General features: G+C 31.6%; 17 protein-coding genes. 11 read left to right on the top strand and 6 right to left on the bottom strand.

Features of this window, described 5'->3' with window-relative positions; translation table 11 throughout:
- Complete coding sequence (locus tag Q0V67_RS03440) at positions 1-1,203, bottom strand: SAM-dependent methyltransferase (RefSeq protein WP_297597082.1); 1,203 nt, start codon at positions 1,201-1,203, stop codon at positions 1-3.
- A gap of 158 nt (positions 1,204-1,361) precedes the next feature.
- Between Q0V67_RS03440 and Q0V67_RS03445 the strand changes: the two genes are divergently transcribed.
- Together Q0V67_RS03445 and Q0V67_RS03450 are read left to right on the top strand one after the other, a co-directional pair.
- On the top strand, positions 1,362-3,479 hold the full coding sequence (locus Q0V67_RS03445) for a heavy metal translocating P-type ATPase (RefSeq protein WP_297597084.1): 2,118 nt from the start codon (positions 1,362-1,364) through the stop codon (positions 3,477-3,479).
- Positions 3,480-3,527: 48 nt separating this feature from the next.
- A complete protein-coding gene (locus tag Q0V67_RS03450; protein WP_297597086.1) occupies positions 3,528-4,514 on the top strand; it encodes a hypothetical protein in 987 nt (328 codons plus the stop codon).
- A 30-nt stretch (positions 4,515-4,544) separates the two neighbouring features.
- On the opposite strand, the gene Q0V67_RS03455 is transcribed toward Q0V67_RS03450, so the two are convergent.
- Entirely contained in the window at positions 4,545-6,020 is a 1,476-nt protein-coding gene (locus tag Q0V67_RS03455; RefSeq protein WP_297597088.1) for an ATP-dependent helicase, read from the bottom strand.
- 219 nt (positions 6,021-6,239) lie between these two features.
- On the opposite strand from Q0V67_RS03455, the gene adhE reads away from it, so the two are divergent.
- Positions 6,240-8,861 carry a bifunctional acetaldehyde-CoA/alcohol dehydrogenase gene (adhE, locus tag Q0V67_RS03460; protein ID WP_297597090.1) on the top strand — a complete coding sequence of 874 codons (2,622 nt, stop codon included), beginning with the start codon at positions 6,240-6,242 and terminating at the stop codon, positions 8,859-8,861.
- A gap of 79 nt (positions 8,862-8,940) precedes the next feature.
- Here the strand turns inward: adhE and Q0V67_RS03465 are convergent, their stop codons facing one another.
- The gene (locus tag Q0V67_RS03465) at positions 8,941-9,402 is read right to left on the bottom strand and encodes a DUF2147 domain-containing protein (protein WP_297597092.1); all 462 of its coding nucleotides are present in this window, start codon (positions 9,400-9,402) and stop codon (positions 8,941-8,943) included.
- Between the two features lie 239 nt (positions 9,403-9,641).
- Here Q0V67_RS03465 and Q0V67_RS03470 point away from each other — a divergent pair, with 239 nt between their 5' ends.
- From Q0V67_RS03470 to Q0V67_RS03495, 6 genes are all read left to right on the top strand, one after another.
- A complete protein-coding gene (locus Q0V67_RS03470; protein ID WP_297597093.1) occupies positions 9,642-11,144 on the top strand; it encodes a glutathione ABC transporter substrate-binding protein in 1,503 nt (500 codons plus the stop codon).
- Between the two features lie 73 nt (positions 11,145-11,217).
- Positions 11,218-12,144 carry a nickel ABC transporter permease gene (gene nikB, locus Q0V67_RS03475; RefSeq protein ID WP_297597095.1) on the top strand — a complete coding sequence of 309 codons (927 nt, stop codon included), beginning with the start codon at positions 11,218-11,220 and terminating at the stop codon, positions 12,142-12,144.
- Between the two features lie 58 nt (positions 12,145-12,202).
- The gene (gene nikC, locus Q0V67_RS03480; protein WP_297597147.1) at positions 12,203-13,039 is read left to right on the top strand and encodes a nickel transporter permease; all 837 of its coding nucleotides are present in this window, start codon (positions 12,203-12,205) and stop codon (positions 13,037-13,039) included.
- A 22-nt stretch (positions 13,040-13,061) separates the two neighbouring features.
- Entirely contained in the window at positions 13,062-14,066 is a 1,005-nt protein-coding gene (locus tag Q0V67_RS03485) for an ABC transporter ATP-binding protein (RefSeq protein ID WP_297597097.1), read from the top strand.
- Positions 14,056-15,030, top strand: coding sequence for an oligopeptide/dipeptide ABC transporter ATP-binding protein (locus Q0V67_RS03490; protein WP_297597099.1), 975 nt, complete (start codon positions 14,056-14,058; stop codon positions 15,028-15,030). The genes Q0V67_RS03485 and Q0V67_RS03490 overlap by 11 nt, the downstream gene beginning before the upstream one ends.
- 63 nt (positions 15,031-15,093) lie before the next feature.
- Positions 15,094-16,563 carry a nucleoside kinase gene (locus Q0V67_RS03495; protein WP_297597101.1) on the top strand — a complete coding sequence of 490 codons (1,470 nt, stop codon included), beginning with the start codon at positions 15,094-15,096 and terminating at the stop codon, positions 16,561-16,563.
- Between the two features lie 24 nt (positions 16,564-16,587).
- Here Q0V67_RS03495 and folP read toward each other — a convergent pair whose 3' ends face one another.
- From folP to folE, 3 genes are read right to left on the bottom strand one after another with little or no spacing between them, the layout of a single operon-like run.
- A complete protein-coding gene (gene folP, locus Q0V67_RS03500; RefSeq protein WP_297597103.1) occupies positions 16,588-17,388 on the bottom strand; it encodes a dihydropteroate synthase in 801 nt (266 codons plus the stop codon).
- The gene (gene folK / locus Q0V67_RS03505; RefSeq protein WP_297597105.1) at positions 17,385-18,212 is read right to left on the bottom strand and encodes a 2-amino-4-hydroxy-6-hydroxymethyldihydropteridine diphosphokinase; all 828 of its coding nucleotides are present in this window, start codon (positions 18,210-18,212) and stop codon (positions 17,385-17,387) included. Before folK ends, folP begins: the two co-directional genes overlap by 4 nt.
- Positions 18,213-18,225: 13 nt before the next feature.
- Positions 18,226-18,777, bottom strand: a complete 552-nt coding sequence (gene folE, locus Q0V67_RS03510) for a GTP cyclohydrolase I FolE (RefSeq protein ID WP_297597107.1) — start codon at positions 18,775-18,777, stop codon at positions 18,226-18,228.
- A 131-nt stretch (positions 18,778-18,908) separates the two neighbouring features.
- On the opposite strand from folE, the gene ylxM reads away from it, so the two are divergent.
- Together ylxM and ffh are read left to right on the top strand one after the other, a co-directional pair.
- Positions 18,909-19,220, top strand: a complete 312-nt coding sequence (gene ylxM, locus Q0V67_RS03515) for a YlxM family DNA-binding protein (protein ID WP_297597109.1) — start codon at positions 18,909-18,911, stop codon at positions 19,218-19,220.
- Between the two features lie 11 nt (positions 19,221-19,231).
- Positions 19,232-20,575 (top strand): signal recognition particle protein, encoded by a 1,344-nt coding sequence (ffh, locus tag Q0V67_RS03520; RefSeq protein ID WP_297597111.1) that lies wholly within the window; start codon positions 19,232-19,234, stop codon positions 20,573-20,575.
- Positions 20,576-20,604: the final 29 nt, after the last annotated feature.

The following is a 20,604-nucleotide window of genomic DNA, read 5'->3' on the forward strand; positions in this document are numbered from 1 at the left end:
TTATTTTAAAAAATAATCTTTTAGAATAGTGTCAATAAGTGGATCAACACCTAAAAATTTTAAATATCTGTCATACTCAACTTTTTTTTCAGAAAGTTTTTCTTCAGAGATATTCCCTCTTATAGCTTTAATAAGAATATTTTTAGGTGTGTGCTCCATGTCAATAAACTCCATAACCTTTGTATTAAATCCACAAAGTTCTAATGCAAGAGCTCTTAAAGCATCTGTAGCCAATGAACTAAATCTTTCCTGTAAAATTCCATGACTTCCAAAAGGAGCGAGAGAATTTTTTAGTTCAGTTGTTTTTGATTTATCAATTTTCTGATTTATTTCAGATTGGCAACACGGAACAGCTAAAATTGCTTTTGCTCCAAGCTCAAGTCCTTTTAAAATTGAGTAATCAGTTGCATTGTTACAGGCATGCAAAGAAAAAATCATATCAACATTTTCAAAGGAGTTAAAGTTTTTGATATCTCCCTTTAAAAAAGACAGATTTGAAAACATTAGTTCTTTGGCAATGCTATTGCAGTGTTCGATAACATCTTCTTTCAAATCAAGACCAATAATCTCAACATTCATATTCTTAATATTTTTAAGGTAGTGGTATAAAGCAAAAGTAAGATACGATTTACCGCAACCAAAATCAACAATTTTCATGGAGTTATCAATAAGCTTTTTATCTTGAAGTTCCTTTAAGGTGTCTTCAATAAACTCTAAATAACGGTTGATTTGTCTAAATTTATTGAATTTTTCTTTACTTACATGTCCATCATCAGACATTACACCGAGTTTAATAAGAAATGGAACGGGGGTATTGTCTTCTAAAATATAGTTTTTTTTCTTGTTATGTGAAAGAGATACTTGTTTAATCTCAGTTTTTTTAGTTTTAAAGGCAAATCCTTTTTTGTTTTGTAAAATTTGAATCTCTTCAGTAGAGTTAATAATCAAAATTTGTTTGAAATTATGAATAATAGCATCTAGGTAAATAAAAGTTTCTTCTAGGGTAAGGTTTGAATGAAAAGCTTTATTTTCCTTAAATTGTTCGAACTGAACCTTAACCATATCTTTTATAAGAAGTGGCTTTATATTTATTTTGATATATTCACTATCACCTTTTGAATTGGAAAAAACTGCTTTGATAAAATTATTATTATTTATATTTAATTTAAAAATATTTAAAACGTCCTCTTTTGAAAATTTCATAAAAAACTCCTTTTTTCGATTATAGTATATTATACCTCTTAGGTAAAAAATATTCAAAAATTTTTTGACAAAAATAGTAAATTATGTTATTTTAATATATAATATAGATATAGGGGGTAGGGGTATTTTACCAAAGAGCAATTAAAAGGAGACTGGAAATGAAAAGAGAATATGAGATTAAAAACCTCCACTGCGGTGGATGTGCATCTAAACTTCAATACGAGTTAGATAAATTGAGTGGTGTGAAGGATATAAATGTAGATTTTTATACAAAAAAATTGAAGTTAACAGTTGTTGAAGAGATGGACGAGGAAGAATTTTTAAATAAAATAAATAAAATAGCTGATAAAGTTGAAGCGGGAACTCATTTCATAAAAAAGGAACAGTTCCAAGAAAACATTCAGAAAACTCAAGTGAATAAAAATAAAAGTTCAAGAATGAAACGAGAGACAATAGTTTTAACAATCGGACTGACACTTTTTGTAGTAGGATTGACACTGGGAGAAAGTTTACAAAAAAATATAATTTTGACAATAGCATATATATTTTCGGGGTATGATATTCTTTTAAGTGCTTTTTCAAATATGAGACGAGGAAAGTTTTTAGATGAAAACTTTTTAATGAGTATAGCAACTATAGGAGCCTTTGTTTTGGGAGATTTTGCCGAAGCAGCTGGGGTTATGATTTTTTATAAAATTGGAGAGTTTTTCCAAGAGATGGCCGTTAATAATTCAAAAAAATCTATTGAGAAGCTCATGAGTATAAAACCTGATTTTGCAAATTTAAAAAAAATTGATGGAACATCAGAAATGGTTGATCCAACAGGAGTAAAAATTGGGGATATCGTCATAGTGAAGCCAGGAGAGAGAGTACCTTTAGATGGGAAAATAATTTTAGGGAGTACAACTATAGATAAAGCTGCTTTAACAGGAGAGTCAGTTCCTGTTCTAGGAGAGGTTGAAGATGAAATTTTAAGTGGTTGTATAAATTTATCTGGAACAATAGAGGTAAGAGTTACAAAAAGTTATTCACAATCAACAGTTAGTAGAATAATAGAGATGGTTGAAAATGCAGGAAGTAAAAAAGCCCAAGCCGAAAAGTTTATAACTAAATTTGCAAGATATTATACACCAATAGTGGTTATATTAGCACTTATAATAGCTTTAGGATTCCCATTGATAATAGGCGGTGGATTTAAACTATGGTTTAGTCGAGCACTTATATTTCTAGTTATCTCTTGTCCATGTGCACTGGTACTATCGGTTCCTTTGACATTTTTTAGTTCAATTGGGAAAGCATCCAAACAAGGTATTCTTGTAAAAGGTGGAAACTATCTAGAGCGTTTGAAAAATATTGACACGGTAGTTTTTGATAAAACAGGAACTTTAACAAAGGGTAAATTTAAGGTAAACAGGATAGATGTCTTTGTAGGATCGGAAGAAAAACTTTTGAAATATGCGAAAGTAGGAGAATTTTATTCAAATCATCCGATAGGGAAAGCTATTTTAAATTATGGTGATGTAAATATAAATGAATGGGAAATACAAGGACATAATGAAAAAGCAGGATATGGGGTGAATGCTCTCTATAATAATAAAGAGGTCTTGGTTGGAAGTAAAAAATTTATGGAGAACTATAATATAGAAACTCATTCCACAGATGAATATGGAACCGTTGTATATGTGGCAGTAAATTCAGAGCTTTTAGGGAGAATATATGTAGAGGATGAAATAAAGGAGACCTCAAGAAGGACTATCGAGGAATTAAAAGGTCAAGGAATAGATGTTTATATGTTAACTGGAGATAATGAAAAAACAGGTAAGCGTATAGGTGAGGAGTTAGGAATAGATGAGGATAAAGTATGTACTCATTTACTTCCACAAGATAAAGTATCAAAATTAGAGGAAATAAAGATAAAAAGTCAAAAGGGAACAATATTTGTTGGGGATGGAATTAATGATGCACCTGTTTTAGCGATGGCGGATGTGGGAATTTCTATGGGTAAAATAGGTAGTGATATAGCTATTGAAAGTTCAGATGTTGTTCTTATGAATGATGATCCATATAAGATAATCGAAGTTTTAAATTTAGCAAAATTAAACAATAAGGTTGTTTTAGAAAATGTAACTTTTGCATTGGGAGTAAAAATTGTCGTTATGATTTTAGGCGTTTTAGGAATTGCAAACTTATGGCTTGCAATATTTGCAGATGTTGGTGTTTCTATACTGGCAGTTTTAAATGCATCAAAAATATTAAAAGAAAAGAAAGAGAGCTAGGCTCTCTTTTTTATGTTATAATTAAGATAAAAAAGAAAGGGGATTGTTATGTTTTATTTTATGTATGGAGATACTCCGTTACTTTTAAAATATGAAGAATTGGTTAAGAAAATAAAAAAAGAAAATCCAGGAATACCTGTGAAAATATATGATGCATCTCAAGGAGAGGAAGAAAATTTTTTAGAAGCTATTTCAATTAACTCGATGTTTTCATCCAAAGAGTTAATTATTTTAAAAAGAGTAGAGAAGTTAAAAAAATTAGAAAAATTTTTAAAAATAGTGGATGGATATGATCTGATTCAAAAAGAAGTTATTGTTATATATGAAGAGGAGTTAAATGATTTTGGAAAACCGAGCAATGAAGTTGAAAAAAAAGTACTTGGAGTGGCTGAAAAAATAGGGAAATTAATTGTGGGAAGAAAAGCCACAGAAAAAAAAGGGTTACATTTTTTTATAGAAAAAGAGTTAGGGATTTCAGAGTATGAATCTGAGAAATTGACAGAGATATTGGGAGATGATTTTTCTAAAGTAAAAAATGAAGTGGAAAAAATAAAAAATTATTTGGATGGAAAAAAATTTGTTTTAGAAGCGGTTTTGCCGATATTAACTGTGAGTGAAGAGTATAATATAAAAAAATTGATGGAAGAGTTTATGGTTACAGATAACAAAATTAAACTATTAGATCACTTAAAAAAAACAAGAGAACATATGCTTTTTTTATATTTATTGAGTGAAGAAATAACAATAGCTTTGAAATTGAATAGTTTAAAAAATATTGGAGAACTGAGAGAAAGTATTTCATACAATAATTTTAAAGGGAATACATATGAAAATATAAAGAATTTTTTTAAAAATAGTAGAGGATATATGAAAGAGTATCCTATATTTTTAAAATTAAAATATATTGGAATGTATGATGAAAAATTTTTAATAAAAAAAATTGATGAGATTTTAAAGATAGAGTACGCAATAAAAATAGGTGAATTAGAGGAAGAGATAGCAGTTGAAAAGTTTATACTTGGCTTTAAAAAATAAAAATTTAAAAAAGGGAAAAACTGGTAGCAGTTATTCCCTTTTTATATTATAGAAATTAGAAGATATTGTGGTTATGAAGGAAGAGGCTTTATTGAAAAATCCAAAATCGTTATAGAAAGAAAGAGGACAGGACAGAAAAAGTCTTTTTTTAGCTCTAGTACATGCGACATAAAAAAGTCTTTTTTCTTCCTCTAAATCGATAGTATTACCGATACATGTGGGTAAAATACCTTCAAGCAAAAGTGGAATAAAAACATAATCCCACTCTAGACCTTTGGAGCTATGAATTGTTAGAAGCTGAATTTGAGAATTGCTATCAAAAGGTATATGTTTGAAAATATTTTCTAAAAAAGGATTGGTAACAATTGAAAAGATTATATTGTTTTTTTTAAATTCTTTTATAATTGATTCCATATGGATATAGTTTCTAAAGAGTATTGCAATTTTACAATTTAAATCAAAAGATATGAGCTGTTCTATCTCTTTGGTAAGACTATTTAATTCTTCAGAATGATTTCTAAAAATTTTCAAAATAGGTCTATCTAAATCTAAGTTTTTAGAAATTAACTCCTTTTGAAAAGAGTTCACAAAAGAGTTAGATATTTCATTGCTGAACTGAACAATAGAAGGTGTGCTACGATAGTTTTGTTTTAGAATAATCGATTTAACTTTTGGAAAATCATAAGGAAAATTTAAAATATTATTAGGGGTAGTTCCTTTGAAACTGTAGATACTTTGAAAATCATCCCCAACAACCATTAAATTGGAGTTAGAAATTTTTTTCAAGATATTAATTTGCAAAAAGTCAGTATCTTGATACTCATCTACCATTATATAATCAAATTTTATAGGAAAAGATGCTGTATTTAAAAAATCTATAAAAAATTTAATCAAATCATCAAAAGTATATAGATTAGATTTTTTTTTTATGGAATTCAAATCATCAATAAAATTATAAATTAAAGTTTGTTCATTTTTTTTAAAGTGTAAAATTTCTTTTTTAAATAATTCGTTCTCATAGGAAGATGTAGAGAGAAGTTTTTTTAAATATTCTTTGGAGAAAATTTCAGAAACTTCTTTAAAAAACAGACTTTGCCTAGATAGATCGAGGTATTGATCAAGAGTTATGACTTTAAAAGTTTTGTTTTGACTGTATTTTTTTAAATTTTTATACGCTAAAGAATGGAAAGTTTCTATATGAATCTCAGTATTTGGAAAGAGAGAGTTGACTCTATTACGAATTTCTTGGATAGCTTTTCTTGTAAAAGTTAAAATTAAAATTTTTTTAGGAGGTACTCCAAGCTGAAGTAAGAGAAAAGTTCGATAAATAATAATTCTTGTTTTTCCAGAGCCAGCCCCGGCAATAACTAAATAATTGCCATCCAGATTTGTTGTGGCTATTAATTGCTCGAAATTTAAGTTTCTATTTAATAGATTAAAAAGATTTTTATCGTTATTCAGTATTTTTAGATTGATGTTTTGCAGTTGAAGATGTTTTAAAATCATAAGTGATCTCCTTGGAAAATTTAATTTGATAGAGTATACCTCTAAAAAATTTAAAAATCCAATTTTTTTGGAGTTCGAATAAGTATTCAAAATAAAAAATTAATGGTTAAAAATTAATGGTTAAAAATTTCAAAAATCCACAAAAAAATATTTCCAAAAATACTCAGATACAAGTATACTAGGATTATACAAAAAGAAATATTAGTAGGAGTGATGATTATGACAATTATTAAAACTATAGAGAAAGTAAGATTGGCACAAAAAGAGTATGCAAAGTTTGATCAAAAGAAAGTGGATGAAATTTTTAGAGAAGCGTCTTTAGCTGCAAATAATGCTAGAATAAAATTGGCTAAAATGGCAGTAGAAGAAACTAAAATGGGAATAGTAGAAGATAAAGTTATAAAAAATCACTTTGCTTCAGAATATATATATAATTCTTATAAAGATACAAAAACTTGTGGAACGATAGAGAGGGATAACTCGTATGGAATAGAAAAAATAGCAGAGCCGATTGGGGTTATTGCTGGAATTGTTCCAACGACAAATCCAACATCAACAGCTATTTTTAAAGCTTTATTGGCATTAAAAACTAGAAATGCGATTATTTTCTCACCACATCCAAGAGCTAAAAAATCTACAATAGAAGCTGCTAAAATAGTTTTAGAGGCAGCTGTAAGAGCAGGAGCTCCCAAAGATATTATAGGTTGGATTGAAGAACCCTCAGTTCAAGCATCAAATGACCTTATGAAAATGGCTGATTTGATACTTGCAACAGGTGGTCCAGGAATGGTGAAAGCTGCATACTCGTCTGGGACACCAGCGATAGGAGTGGGAGCAGGAAATACACCGGTAATAATAGATGAAACAGCACATATAAAAATGGCAGTAAACTCTATTTTATTATCTAAGACATTCGATAATGGTGTTATTTGTGCATCAGAACAATCTGTAATAGTTCCAACTTCAATCTATGAAATTGTAAAAAAAGAGTTTTCAGATAGAAATGCTTATATTTTAAAAGGTGATGAAGTTGATAAAGTTAGAAAAATAATAGTTGTTGATGGAAACTTAAACGGAGATATTGTGGGACAATCAGCATTTAAAATAGCTCAAATGGCAGGTGTAGTTGTTCCGGAGAATACAAAAGTTCTTATAGGGGAAGTGGAATCAGTAGAGTTAGATGAAGCATTCTCGCATGAAAAATTGTCTCCAGTTCTTGCAATGTATAAAGCTCACAGTTTTGAAGAAGCTTTAAAAAAAGCGGATAGATTGATAGAACTTGGTGGAATGGGACACACATCTGTACTTTATGCTGATGAATTGCTTGCAAAAGATAAAATAGATTTATTTGGAAAAACAATGAAAACAGGTAGAACATTGATTAATATGCCAGCTGCTCAAGGAGCAATTGGGGATGTATTTAACTTTAAATTGGCGCCATCGCTGACATTGGGTTGTGGATCATGGGGAGGAAATGCTGTTTCTGAAAATGTAGGAGTAAAACATCTAATCAATATTAAAACAGTTGCTAAAAGGAGAGAAAATATGCTTTGGTTTAGAATTCCAGAAAGAGTTTACTTTAAGTTTGGATGTCTTCCAGTAGCATTAGAGGAGTTGAAAGGAAAAAAGAAAGCTGTTATTGTAACAGATCAACAGTTGGCAGCATTAGGATATACAGACCACATTACTACAGTGCTAGAAAGCATTGGAGTAGATTTCAGAGTATTTTCAGACGTACAAGCAGATCCGACATTGACTGTTGTTGAAAAAGGTGCTGAACTTATGAGAAATTATAATCCAGATGTTGTTATAGCTCTTGGTGGAGGATCAGCAATGGATGCTGCTAAAATTATGTGGGTTATGTATGAACATCCAGCTGTAAATTTCAAAGATTTGGCAATGACATTTATGGATATAAGAAAGAGAATTGTAAAATTCCCTAAAATGGGAGAAAAAGCTGAATTGTGGGCAGTAGCAACATCGGCAGGAACAGGATCAGAAGTGACACCGTTTGCTGTAATAACAGATGATTCAACAGGAGTTAAATATCCGTTAGCAGATTATGAAATCACACCAACTGTAGCTATTGTAGATCCTGAACTTATGCTATCAATGCCAGCGGGATTAACAGCAGCATCTGGAATAGATGTAGTGACTCATGCAATAGAAGCATATGTTTCTATAATGGCGTCTGAATTTACAAATCCTTTAGCTTTAGAGGCTACAAGACTATCTTTTAAATATTTACCTGAATCAGTAAAAGGAGGAGCAACAGCAATAAAAGCTAAAGAAAAAATGGCAAATGCTTCTTGCATGGCTGGAATGGCTTTTTCAAACGCTTTCTTAGGAATATGTCACTCAATGGCTCATAAATTAGGAGCAGCATTCCACATACCACACGGAACAGCTAATGCTTTACTTTTAGATGAAGTTATAAGGTTTAATGCAACAGATAGACCAGCTAAAATGGCCGGATTTGCACAATATAAATATCCTCACGCTAAAGAAAGTTATGCTAAATTAGCGGATTATTTAGGATTTACAACTGGAAAAGAAAGCCCAGAAGAGAAGGCGAAATTACTTAGAAAAAAAATATCGGAGTTAAAAACCGAGATTGGAATAAAGCCAACAATTGCGGATTATGGAATAACAGAGCATGAATTTTTATTGAAATTGGATCAAATGGTTGAAGATGCTTTTGATGACCAGTGTACAGGAGCAAACCCAAGATACCCATTGATGAGTGATTTAAAAGAGATGTATCTAAGAGCTTATTATGGGCCAGAAAAATATATAGATATGCAAAAAAAGAAAGAAAAAACTACAAAAAAATCAAAGTAGTTACATTGAATGAGCCACCTTAATTAAATTTAGTCGTATAAAAAGAACAAAACCTCCCTGCCAGGAGGTTTTGTTCTTTTTATTTTACTCTTCTCCAAGTTTGCTTTGAACCAATGAAACCAGACTTATCAATACTTCCCTTAACTGATAAAGTATTGATGTTTTTAAAGGAGATAGAGCAGTGATAAATTTTACCATTTTCTGGATTATAGATAAATCCATTCTCGAAAACGTTTTTATCAGGATTGTAAGTGAAATTACTAACGAAATCTATTCCTACAAGTGGTCTTGTTTTTAAAGAGTTGTCAGGATTGGAAAAATCTAACTTTTCCTTTCCTTCAAATTTATGCCCTTTCTCATATATAGGAATTGTAAGTTGCTTTATCTTACCAAAATATAGGTTGTTTTCTTTATAGAATTCAACAATTATCTGGTTACCATTTTTTGCTTTCTCGGTAATCCATTTTCCAAGGATGTCATTTTCTGTAGAAAAAGAGAGTGTTGAAATGAAAAAAGATAAGAAAAAAATAAGTTTATTCATGTAGATCCTCCTAAAAAAAATAATAATATTATATTATAACAGGTGTAATATTAAAAATCAATACTGAAAAAAAAGTACAAAATAAAAATAATTTTTCTTTTTATATTAATAATAAAAAAAATTTATTTTTTAAATGTACTTCATTCATTAAATAAATTTGATTTGTACGACATAAAAGGTTATATTCTATTAACAATATTAAATTATTAAAACTAAAAAATAAAAATAGGGGGAGCAAAATGAAGAAAAGTTTACTATTAATGAGTGCTTTAATAACTTTTTTGGGAATGAATTTAGAGGCTAAAGCCGATAAGAATGTTTTGGTTATAGCTCAAGGGGCGGATGCAAAACTTCTAGATCCACATGGAACAAATGATCAACCATCTTCAAGAGTAGCTGGACAAATTTATGATTCTTTAGTTAAACAGGATTTAAATATGAATATAATACCAGGTCTTGCAGAGAGTTGGACACAGATTGATGAAACGACAACAGAATTTAAATTGAGAAAAGGTGTAAAGTTTCATAATGGAGAGAATCTTTCAGCTGATGATGTGAAATTCACTTTGGATAGAATGAAAAATTCACCGGCAGTATCACATATCATCGGAGCGATAGAAAGCGTTGAAGTTGTGGATGACAACACTGTTAGAATAAAAACAACTAAGCCTTTTGGAGCGTTATTAAGTCATCTTGCACATACAGCTACTTCAATTTTAAATAGAGAGGCCGTTGAAAAAGCGGGTGGAAGTTATGGACAAAATCCGGTGGGAACAGGACCATATAAATTTGTAAACTGGCAGGCCGGTGATAGAATAACTTTGGTGGCCAATTCAGACTACTATATGGGTAAAGCTCCGACAGAAAAAGTAATATTTAGAAGTGTTGTAGAAGGAACTAATAGAACTATTGGTTTAGAAACAGGAGAGATTGATATAGCTTATGATTTAGAACCTATAGATAAGATGATGGTAGAAGGAAATGACAGTTTAGATTTTGTTGAAGAGCCTTCACTATCTATGACATACTTAGGATTTAATGTGAATAAGGCACCGCTAGATAATAAAAAAGTGAGACAGGCCATATCTTATGCTATAAATGTACCGGATATAATTGACGCTGCATATCAAGGATCAGCAACAAAAGCAAGTTCACCAATAGGTCCAAAAGTATTTGGATATAATCCGAATGCAAAATCTTATGAATATAATCCCGAAAAAGCAAAGGAGTTGTTAAAAGAAGCTGGTTTTCCTAATGGAGTTAAATTGAAAATATGGATAAATGATAATCCAGTGAGAAGAGATATAGCTGTGATTTTACAAGATCAATTAAAGCAAGTTGGAATAGATGTAACAATTGAAACTTTAGAGTGGGGAGCTTATTTAGAAGGAACAGCTAGAGGAGAACACGATATGTTTATTTTGGGATGGGTTTCTGTAACTGGAGATGCTGATTATGGTTTAGAGCCTTTATTTAATTCAGCTAACCAAGGTGGTGCAGGGAATAGATCATTCTATTCAAATCCTAAAGTTGATGAACTTTTATCAAAAGCTAAAAACTCAACAAATGCGGATGAAAGAAAAAAATATTACTATGAGGTTCAAGAGTTGATTCAGGAGGAAGTACCTGTATTTACGATAGCTTATACATCTCAAAATATCGGAAAGCAAAAGACTGTAGAAGGATTTAATATGCACCCAGCGGGGCATCATAAAATCTATGGAACTTACAAGACAAAATAAATTTAATTTAGAGAGGAAGCCAAAAAGGTTTCCTCTCTAATGTTAAGGGAAGTATAAAAAAGGGGGCTACAGAATGTATAAATATGTAATAAAAAGAATACTATTATTGATTCCGGTTTTATTAGGAGTATCGTTTTTAGTATTTACAATTATGTCATTTACACCAGGAGATCCAGCACAACTTATTTTGGGAGAAAGTGCACCAAGAGAAGCGGTAGCTCAATTAAGAATGGAGATGGGATTGAATGATTCATTTTTTGTTCAATACTTCAGGTTTGTGAAAAATGCAGTTGTAGGAGATTTTGGGCAATCATATACAACTGGAAGAGAAGTTTTTGGAGAAATTTTTTCTAGATTTCCAAATACGTTAATATTGGCAGTTTTAGGAATAATTATAGCTGTTTGCATAGGAATTCCTCTGGGGATAATATCGGCGACTAGACAATATACACTTATTGATAGTGTGAGTATGATAGGAGCTTTATTAGGGGTATCAATGCCAGTTTTTTGGTTAGGATTAATGCTTATATTGACATTTTCTGTTAATTTAAGATGGTTACCTTCTGGAGGGTTTGATGGGTTAAAAAGTTTAATTTTGCCATCGATAACTTTAGGGGTAGGATCTGCAGCCATAATTACTCGTATGACTCGTTCTTCAATGTTAGAAGTAATAAGACAAGATTATATCAGAACAGCAAGAGCTAAAGGGGTAGCGGAAAAAGTAGTGATAAATAGACATGCATTAAAAAATGCTTTGATACCTGTAATAACAGTTGTTGGACTTCAGTTTGGAGGACTTCTAGGTGGAGCTGTTTTAACAGAATCGGTTTATTCGTGGCCTGGGGTAGGAAGAATGATGGTAGATGCTATCAGACAAAAGGATACACCTACAGTTTTAGCGTCTGTACTCTTCTTGGCAGTGACATTTAGTATTGTAAATCTAGCAGTAGATATATTGTATGCTTATGTTGATCCGAGAATAAAATCGCAATACAAATAGAGGGGTGAATGTCGTGTCTACAGTAAAAAATGAAAATATTGGAAAGAAAAGAAGCCAAATGGCAGAACTTTGGAAAAATTTAAAAAAGAATAAGATGGCCATTTTCGGTTTAGGAATACTTGTAGTTATAATATTATTGGCAGTGTTTGCTGATCAAATAGCAAATTATGACCAAGTTGTAATAAAACAAAATCTAAAATTTAGATTAAAACCACCATCGGCACAACACTGGTTAGGAACAGATGAATTTGGAAGAGATATTTTTGCAAGACTTATACATGGTGCAAGAGTGTCTTTAAAGGTTGGAGTTTTAGCAGTGGGAATTGCAGTAGTAATAGGTGGGTTTTTAGGTGCAATAGCGGGTTATTATGGTGGGAAGTTAGATAATATAATTATGAGGATAATGGATATTTTCTTAGCTGTACCGAGTATCCTTCTAGCGATAGCGATTGTCTCTGCATTGGGACCAAATTTAGTGAATTTAATGGTTGCAATAAGTATTTCATCAATACCAAGATACGCTAGAATAGTAAGAGCTTCAGTTTTATCAATAAGAGACCAAGAGTTTGTGGAGGCAGCAAAAGCAATCGGAGCTAGTGATGCTAGAATAATATTGAGACATATAATACCGAATTCTCTTGCGCCGGTAATTGTTCAGGGAACTTTAGGTGTGGCTGGTGCGATTTTATCAACCGCGGGATTAAGTTTTATTGGTCTTGGAATCCAACCGCCTGCTCCAGAATGGGGATCGATGCTTTCAGGTGGAAGACAGTATTTAAGATATGCTTGGTGGGTTACAACTTTTCCAGGAGTTTCAATAATGATAACTATACTTTCATTGAATCTTTTAGGGGATGGACTTAGAGATGCATTAGATCCAAGATTAAAACAATAATTTACTTTGGGGAGAGGACGCTATGAAAGAAAAATTACTTAATATAAAAAACTTATCAATAAATTATACAACTGATGAAGAGAAAGTCATGGCAGTAAATGATTTAGAAATAGAACTTAGCGAAGGAGAAACACTGGGGCTTGTAGGGGAGACCGGTGCAGGAAAGACAACGACCGCTTTAGGAATAATGAGATTAGTTCCAAATCCACCTGGAAAAATAGTGTCTGGAGAGATCATTTTTCAAGGAAGAAATTTATTGACAGTTTCAGAAGAGGATATGAGAGCTATAAGAGGAAGACAAATAAGTATGATTTTCCAAGATCCGATGACATCTTTAAACCCGGTTCTAACAGTGGGAGAGCAAATTGCCGAAGTTATCCAAATTCATGAAAAATTATCTCAAAAAGATTCGCTTGAAAAAGCTAGTGAAATGTTAGAGCTAGTTGGAATTCCAGGGAATAGATTGAATGATTATCCGCATCAATTTTCTGGCGGAATGAAGCAAAGAGTTGTTATAGCTATTGCTCTAGCTTGTAATCCAAAACTTCTTATAGCAGATGAACCGACAACAGCGTTAGATGTTACAATTCAAGCTCAAGTTTTAGATTTGATGAATAATTTGAAAGAAAAATTAAAAACATCGATGTTGCTTATAACTCATGATTTAGGTGTCGTAGCTCAAGTTTGTGATAAGGTTGCTATAATGTATGCAGGAGAGATAGTGGAGTCAGGAACTTTATATGATATTTTCGAAAGACCGAAACATCCGTATACACATGGGTTATTTGATTCAATTCCAAATTTAGATGAGGAAGTTACAAGGTTAAGACCAATTAAGGGACTTATGCCAGATCCAACAAATTTACCATCGGGATGTAGGTTCCATCCAAGATGCCCTCATGCACAGGATTTATGTAGTTCAGTATCTCCAAAAGTTACAACAATAGATGGACACAAAGTAAAATGTTTAGCATACGAGGGAATAATAGAAGTTCCAGAGTTACAGGAGGGAAGAAATGGCAGATAAAATACTAGAAGTGAAGAACCTAAAGAAATACTTTAATACTCCTAAGGGACTTTTACATGCCGTTGACGGAGTTAATTTTTCAATTGAAAGAGGAAAAACATTAGGAGTTGTAGGAGAATCGGGTTGTGGAAAGTCTACAACTGGAAGAGTTGTTTTAAGACTACTAGAAGCAACAGATGGAGAAGTATATTTCGAAGGAAGAAATATAAGAGAATGCAATAAAGATGAGATGGTCAAGTTAAGAGAGGAGATGCAAATAATATTTCAAGATCCATACGCATCTTTAAATCCGAGAATGACTATAAGTGAAATTATAGCTGAGCCACTAATAATACATAAGAAATGTAAAAATAAAGAGGAGTTACAGGAAAAGGTTTCTAATTTGATGGAAATAGTAGGATTGGGTGCTAGACTTATGAATACATATCCACATGAATTAGATGGTGGAAGAAGACAAAGAATAGGAATAGCAAGAGCACTGGCTTTAAATCCAAAATTTATAGTTTGTGATGAACCAGTTTCTGCTTTAGATGTTTCTATACAGGCGCAAGTGTTAAATCTAATGAAGGACTTACAGGAGGAGTTTGGGTTGACATATATGTTTATCACACATGATTTGTCAGTGGTTAAACATTTTTCTGATGACATAGCAGTGATGTATTTGGGAGAATTGGTAGAAAAAGCTCCAGCAAAAGAGCTGTTTAAAAATCCAGTTCATCCGTATACAAAAGCTTTATTATCTGCAATCCCAGTCCCAAGTTTAAAACATAAAATGAGTAGAGAGAGACTAAAGGGAGAGATTACATCTCCAATTGATCCTGGAGTAGGTTGTAGGTTTAGAAAAAGATGTCCATTAGCAACACCTGAATGTGCGACATCGACACCAATTTTAAAAGAGATATCTCCAGACCATTTTTATGCTTGTCATTTAGTGGGAAAAGATGAAAAAAAATCTGAACAATAAAAAGGATAACTCTAAATTAGTTTAAATAACTAGTTTAGAGTTTGTTTTTTTAGGAGGTGCTTTATGGAAAAATTTGACAGTAGAAAATATTTATTGACAGCAAAATTAATTCTTTTAAAAGCAGTAAACGATATTTATCCAGAATACAATATAGTTTTAAGAAATTCTTTGAATAATGGCGTGTATATCACAGTAGCTAACAAAGGAAATGTTTCTGAAGAGGAGATTGGAAAAATAAAAAAAAGAATGGATGAGTTAGTTCGGAAAAAATTACCAATAAAGAAAGCTCATTTTGATTCGGAACAGATAACGAAAAAACATTTGGAAAATGTGAGAAAAGATTTGAAAGAGCTTTTGGAAACAACAGGAATAATATCCTTTTTTGTATATGAATTAGAAGGATACAGAACATATTTTATAGAGGAATTATATGAAAATACGTCGTGTATAGATATGTATGAAATATATTCTTACGATGAAGGGTTTATATTTAAAACTCCAAAAGAAATTAAAGGTATAATACAGATTCCACGAATGATTGATGATAAAAAGTTAGCAAAAGTTTATAAAGAAAGTACAAAATGGAACGATATTATGAATGTTTCATGCTTGGGAAGTTTGAATAGAATTAATCTGGAAGGAGACGTAGTAGAACTGATAAGAGTGAATGAAGCTTTACACAATAAAAAAATTGCTAAAATTGCTGAAAAAATAATTGAAGACAAGGATATAAAGATTGTCACAATTGCAGGACCAAGTTCTTCAGGAAAAACAACATTTAGCAATAGGTTAAAACTTCAACTACTAGCTTCTGAATTAAAACCAGAGGTTATTTCATTGGACGATTATTATCTTCCAAGATGTGACATTCCTCTAGATGATGAGGGGAAAAAAGATTTTGAGAGCATTAAAGCCTTAGATACACAACTGTTAAATCAAAATTTAAAAAATCTTCTTTTGGGAGAGGAGGTTGAAATTCCAAGATATGATTTTAATACAGGGACTAGAAAAGAAAAAGCAGTTTCTATGAAACTTTCAGAAAATGGTATTGTGATAATAGAGGGAATCCATGGATTGAATGATTCTTTATTGGAAGGAATATCTCTAAGTCATGTTTCAAAAATTTATATCAGTTGTTTAACACAATTGAATATTGACTCTCATAATAGAGTAAAAACAAGTATGGTTAGGAAATTGCGAAGAATTGTTAGAGACAGTATTTCAAGAAATTTTAATGCAGAGGAAACTTTGGAGATGTGGGATAGGGTTAGGAGGGGTGAAAGTAAAAATATCTTTCCTTATCAAGAGAACGCGGATATTATCTTTGATACAAGTTTAGCATATGAGATAGGGGTTTTAAAACCAGCTGTGGAAAGAGAACTTATAAAAATAAAAATGGAAAGCCCACACTATCAAGAGGCTCGTAAGCTATTACGAATTTTAAGTTATTTTACAGTGATATCAGATAGATATGTGCCGGATGAATCTATATTGAAGGAGTTTACAGGCGGAAGTTATTTTTATAACTATTAAAAAATAAGCACCCTCAAAGGGTGCTTAAATATTTTTTTGGAGATATATTATTTTATCAGCAATTGCAAGAGCTCTTTTGTGTTCATAGACGTTATGGACTCTAATTATTTTAACACCTTTAGATATACCTAAAATATTCACAGCTATAGTTCCTTCAACTCTTTCATCGGGAGTAAGGTTTAAATCTTTTCCGATGAAGCCTTTTTTTGAGACTCCTAAAAGAAGAGGGGCTATTTGAGTTAATTCATCCAATCTATTTATAACTTCTATATTTTCAGAATAACCTTTTCCAAATCCTATACCGGGATCTATAATTATTTTATTTCTATCAAGTCCATTTCTTTCGGCTATTTGAAAAGTTTTCTTAAAAAATTGTTTGATACAAAGAATAATATCTTCGGAGTACTCCTTTGTATCTTGATTGTGCATTGCAACAACAATAGCATTGTGTTTAGCTGCAACTTTAGCCATCTCCCCATTATCCTTTTGTAATCCCCACACATCATTTATTATATGAGCTCCAGCTTGAAGGGCAGCGTCGGCAACTTCATACCTATATGTATCTATAGATATTATACAATCCAGTTCTTTAGAAATTTTTTCTATAACAGGGATAACTCTTCTTAACTCTTCTTCCAATGGAATTTCTTTATGTCCTGGACGAGTAGATTGCCCACCGATATCTAGGATGTCAGCACCTTGAGCTACGAGAAGTTTTGCTTGATTCAGAGCGCTGTCGACAGAATTGAATTGACCACCATCGGAGAAGGAATCTGGAGTGACGTTTAAAATCCCCATAATTAGAGTGGAATTACCAAATTTCATAAACCCTCCTTTTTATCAAGAATTCTTTTCAGTGTTGTGATTGTTTTTCTTTCAAGAGGATGAACAATATTTGGTGCAATTTCACTTAGTGGGTCTAATACGAAAGATCTTTCGCACATCCAAGGGTGAGGAATAGCAAGATTATTATCCTCTATAACTTCGCTATTAAAAAGTAAAATATCTAAATCAATCAATCGTGGTCCCCATTTAATATCTCGTATTCTCCCCATATTTTTCTCGATTTGAAGAAGGTTTTCAAGAAGCTCTTGTGGAGTCGAAAGAGTTTCAACTTCAAGACAAGCATTTAAAAAATTATTTTGTTCTATATCGCCAAAAGGTTCAGTTTCAAGAAAAGAACTTATATTAGATACTCTTGTAAAGTTAAGGGCATCAATCTGAGATATGGCGCTGTTTAGATTGTCATATAGATTTCCAATATTTGTACCAATTGAAAGGTAGGCCTTATTTCTAGAGCGGTTAGCTTCGACAGCTACATAATCAAAATGTTTTTTTATAGGAGCCCAAGGTTTTTTGATTAAAACTTTAATTTTTTTAATTAAAGGATATTTAATTAAAATTTCTTGAGCGATGCTTTCTGCTAAAGCTTCAATAAGATCAAAAGATTTAGAGAAAAAAATTTTTTCGACATCTTCTGATACAAATCCATAGTGAGTGGAATGAGTTAAGTCATCTCCTAAACCAGCTTTTCTAGTACATGTTTCCATCTCTAAGGAGATAGAAAATTTTTGTTGTAAAAATTTTTCTTCTGGAAACACACCATGGTTTCCAATAAATTCTAAATTACTTATATAAATTTTATCCATAGTAAAGATCTCCTTATTTTATAAGATTAATAAATTCAGTTTTAAGATGTGGATGTGTGTTAAAAACACCTCGCGAAGCAGTTGTAATAACTTTAGAACCAAGAGCTTTAACTCCTCTCATGGTCATGCATGTATGCTCAGCCTCTACAACAACGTAGACACCTTGACAGTTAAGAGCTTGAAAGATACAGTCAGCTATTTCACTACAGAGTCTTTCTTGGAGTTGTGGACGCTTTGAAAAAGCTTCGATAACTTTAATAATATCACCAAATCCAACAATTTTTCCATCTGGAATATATCCAAGAGATATCTTCCCAAAAAAAGGTAAAAAGTGATGTTCACACATTGAATAAAAAGAGATATCCTTTTCAAGGACTAAGTCATTGGTTAGAACTGGAAAAGTTCTCTTTAAAAAAATATGTGGATTTATAGAAAGTCCTGAAAAAAATTCTTTATAAAAGGTTTCAATTCTTTCCGGTGTATTTTCGATAACTTCTTCTGAAATAAGCTTTGTTTCTTGATTTATTTCTAGTATTATATTTCTGATATGATCTTTTAAATTCATTAGTTCACCTCATATAATTATGGTATGTTTTAATTATAGCATATTATGAAAGTTAAAAAAAAGTTAAACTTTTGTAAAGAAAAAATGCTTGACAAACTTTGTGGAAATAGATATAATAAATTGGTGATATTATGGAATTGAATGAGATGTTAGAAGTCTCTATCCTACTTGACTATTATAAGAATCTTTTAAGTGATAGACAGAAAAAGTATTTGTTAGAGCACTTCGAGGATGACTTTTCTCTAAGTGAAATTGGGAAAAGATACAATGTTAGTAGGCAAGCTGTCTATGATAACATAAAAAGAGGAATAAAAATTTTAAGAGACTATGAAGAGAAAATAGGTTTTCATAAAAGAGATGTGGAGCTACTTTCAGAGTTGGAAGATTTAAAAAAGAATTTTACAAAAAAAAAGCTGGAAGAGATCATAGAAAAAAACTTTTAGTAGGGGTGGCCATGTTAGAAAATTTAGGGAATAGATTCCAAGACATAATGAAAAAAGTAAGAGGTCATGGAAAACTAAGCGAAAGTAATATAAAAGAGGCTTTACGTGAAGTTAGAATGTCTTTACTAGAGGCCGATGTAAACTATAAAGTGGTTAAAGATTTTGTTGCTAAAATACAAGAAAAAGCTATTGGTGCAGATGTTTTAACTGGAATTAATCCAGGGCAGCAGTTTGTGAAAATAGTAAATGATGAATTGATTGAGCTTTTAGGTGGAACTAATTCAAGGCTTACAAAAAGTGTTAAAAATCCAACTGTTATAATGTTAGCAGGGCTTCAAGGAGCAGGAAAAACAACTTTTGCAGCTAAATTGGCGAATTATTTGAAAAAACAAGGTGAAAAGTTATTCCTAATAGGAGCGGATGTATATAGACCTGCAGCAATGAAGCAGTTAGAAGTTTTAGCACAACAGATAGGTGTAGATGTTTACTTTGAACTAGGAAGTAATGATGCAGTTGGAATATGTGAAAGAGGGCTTCAAAGAGCTAAAGATGTCGGAGCGACGTATTTAATAATAGATACGGCGGGAAGATTACATATAGATGAGAAACTGATGGAAGAGCTAAAAGAGGTTAAAAAAATTGTTAGACCTCAAGAAATTCTTTTAGTGGTGGATGCAATGATAGGACAAGATGCAGTAAATTTAGCACAATCATTTAATAGTGCTCTAAGTATAGACGGCATTGTGTTGACTAAATTTGATGGTGATACAAGAGGAGGAGCAGCTCTTTCTATAAAATCTGTAGTTGGAAAGCCAATAAAATTTGTTGGAACCGGTGAGAAGATAGAGGATTTAGAACTGTTTCATCCGGAGAGATTAGCTTCTAGAATTCTTGGTATGGGAGATGTTGTCTCTTTAGTTGAGAAAGCTCAAGAAGCGATAGGGGAAGACGATGCTAAGTCTTTAGAAGAGAAAATAAGAACTCAAAAATTTGATTTAGATGATTTCTTAAAACAACTTCAAAATATAAAAAAATTAGGATCTTTAGGAAGCATCTTGAAAATGATTCCGGGTATGGGTCAAATAGGTGATTTAGCACCAGCTGAAAAAGAGATGAAAAAAGTTGAGGCAATAATTCAATCGATGACTAAAGAAGAAAGAAAAAAACCAGAAATCTTAAAGGCAAATCGAAAATTAAGAATTGCTAAAGGTAGTGGTACTCAAGTTTCTGACATCAATAAGCTATTAAAGCAGTTTGAACAAATGAGAGAGATGATGAAAATGTTTTCAACAGGAAAATTCCCACAATTGCCTGGAATGGGCGGTAAAAAAGGTGGAATGAAATTTCCTTTTTAAATAAAAAATAAACCAAAAAATCAAAATAG

Origin of the sequence: uncultured Cetobacterium sp., assembly GCF_947072685.1 — a bacterium.
In the GTDB taxonomy this organism is placed as follows: Bacteria; Fusobacteriota; Fusobacteriia; order Fusobacteriales; family Fusobacteriaceae; genus Cetobacterium_A.